At 39.8% G+C, this 2,128-nt stretch carries 1 protein-coding gene; it reads right to left on the bottom strand.

The genetic code is table 11. The features are described 5' to 3' along the window. Positions 1 to 456: 456 nt before the first annotated feature. Positions 457 to 1,446: a hypothetical protein gene (locus DDT91_RS20310; protein ID WP_187178037.1), complete on the bottom strand. Its 990-nt coding sequence runs from the start codon at positions 1,444 to 1,446 to the stop codon at positions 457 to 459. Positions 1,447 to 2,128 lie beyond the last annotated feature (682 nt).

The raw sequence follows: 2,128 nt of genomic DNA, 5'->3' as shown, positions 1-2,128 counted from the left end.
ACGGTGTTGATTCAGCTTTTTTAAGGGCTCCAAGATGAAAAGCTAAAGCTTTTCTCGATGGTCAATTGAATTCGTCATGAGCCCATAGGGCCTTCCAGATGGCAAAGAAATAGTCTAATATCTAAATACCTATGTACTGTGGCGTTACCCGGGGTGGGTTGTTGAGCTTGACGAACCATCACCTGGGATTTATAGATTGCCTTTGATCCCCAGCGCTGGTAAGACCGAGCGTAAAAAATCAGTCCTTTGGACTGAATTGGCTAATGTACCAGAATGCGGGGAAAGATCATGATTTGGTATACGGTGCTCGGTAACAGCGCAATGGAACGGTAGATTATTTGGACTTGCAAATCCCTGAAAATTGTAGGATTGATGTGGGTTTGGGGAATGTTTAAAGTGACCTTCGGGTGAATTGGCTGTCTGAATTCTGAAAAGCTGGAAGTATATTCTGATAATCTAGACGCCGAATAATTGGTAAATTGCCTTATTCATTTTGGATTTAAGCTTCCTTCCTACTCTATTCCTGAGAGTATTAGGGGGCTCTGGAAATGTGAGAAGCGGCTTGATCTTGGACAAAAGGTAATAGTTATTAGTAATGAGACGGCTTCGGTAATCCTCAAACAAGTCGGCCAAATCCTTATTCTCTTCATTTTCAAATTCCGAAATAAAAACACGTTCTGTTAGGTGGGTTTGCTCGGGTTTAAATCCACTAAAATGAAAAAACAACAAAGGTGTCTCCTCATGATTTATTGAATACCCTTGGGAAGTCTTGAGAAGTTTACGTTCACTGAAGTTCCACCAAGCCATATTCCAACCGGGATGTTTGACGGATTTAATTTTATCAAAAAAAAAGGGCGCCAAATCGATCCACTTTTGATCCACAAAGATGCCGCGACATTTATCGATGCGACAATGCTCCTTTAGGCGTTCTTTCCACCATTGAATAAGTCGGAGGGACTCTTTGCCCCTTCTTAACCCCATAAAACCCAAATTATAAATCCCATGCCCCAGAGATGTCAACTCCCCGGCACTGGGTTTCTGGGGAATATCTATCAGATGGGGAGTCAACAGGATTTCTGCATCTTCCCATTCCCTATCCATAATCTTAGGGGATTGGTAAAAACACAAATCAGGATCAAGGTAATAGATTGTATCTATTTCCGAATATTTACCAAAGAGGTATTCAAAATAAAATGGCTTCACCGCCGTATTAAATTCGATGATATTGTACCGGGAGAGCATGGACTCAAATTCTGAATAGCCCAAATCAAAGCAAGGCAAAAACTCAAACTGCTTCCAAACGGAATAATCAATTTGTGGATTAAATTTATCCACCAATCCGATCAAAAAACATGCATCCGGTTCAAAACTCTTAACAGACTGACCCAAGGAGAGGGCAAAGGGGAGGTAATTATTAGAGCAAAGTGTAAAATAAAGAGAGGCCATTTAAATTTTTATTAATACGCTGAGTTGAATACTGTCTGACTTATGTTTTGGATGGTCGAATTTATGTAATCTGAATTTTTATAGAGGTATTATTGTAAAAATCCGGAAATAAATTCCGCGGTTGGCTTCATCAAAGAGGATTATTAGTATCTGAAATAGGTTTAGCCTGGCCTTTTAAAGAGTTTACTTTTGAAGAATATGTTTAGTACGATGTAGGCGACCAACTTAGACAGGTGCTTACTGAATTTGACAGTTGCCTGAATTACTTTGAAAAGCAAGACCTTCAGGCATGCGATCTGGCAAAGAATTCTGAACAGCAGGTAATCTTTTTAGATAAAACACGTAATTTCCTTATCCCCCCTACCTATTAAGTCCATACAAGACCATTGGAAACACTATGCCTAGAAAAAGCGCAGTTTGTTGTATAGGTTGTCCGGTGGTTTCGTGATTGATTTAACCGCAAAAAGCTCCAAGTTTTGAATTGATCAGAGGTTTATCTCCTTTCGAACTTCATTTTTTGATTCCCGATATTGGGCCTTTCATGGGGAGCCACAAAGGCTCGAAGGCAGTAAGATGTTAACCACAAAGAACCCAAAGATTCAAGGTAATCAAAGGTTTAGGTCTTTTTGAACTTCATTTCTTGCCGGTGTTGATTCAGCTTTTTTAAGGGCTCCAAGATGAA

This window comes from Algoriphagus sp. AK58, from assembly GCF_014324365.1.
Classification (GTDB): Bacteria; Bacteroidota; Bacteroidia; order Cytophagales; family Cyclobacteriaceae; genus Algoriphagus.
This window is presented reverse-complemented; position numbering and strand designations above follow the sequence as displayed.